Annotated in this window: 1 protein-coding gene; it reads left to right on the top strand. The window is 38.2% G+C overall.

Annotation, left to right across the window (positions count from 1 at the left end):
- Positions 1-57: 57 nt before the first annotated feature.
- Positions 58-259: sulfatase-like hydrolase/transferase (locus ACEN88_RS35685; protein ID WP_413347119.1), on the top strand; the 202-nt coding region annotated here is incomplete at its 3' end.

Genomic DNA, 259 nt, shown 5'->3' with positions numbered 1-259 from the left:
AACATCTACAAACAAGAAACAAATGATGCCAATAAACATTACCGATATACCACAAGGATGGTGCTTCAAAAACAAACTGAAAATAAAATGAATGTGGTGCTCATCAGTGTTGAAAGTTTAAGTGCAGAATTTTTAGGCAGCTTTGGTAATACGCAGGGCATTACTCCAGAACTAGATGCGCTAGTAAAATCAGGAATTTTGTTCACGAATTTATATGCTTCAGGAACCCGAACGGTGAGGGGTTTGGAAGCATTATCCC

Source organism: Massilia sp. CT11-108 (genome assembly GCF_047302915.1).
Classification (GTDB): domain Bacteria; phylum Pseudomonadota; class Gammaproteobacteria; order Burkholderiales; family Burkholderiaceae_D; genus Telluria; species Telluria orientalis.
Note: the sequence above shows the minus strand (reverse complement) of the source record. Positions and strands in the feature narration are given on the sequence as shown.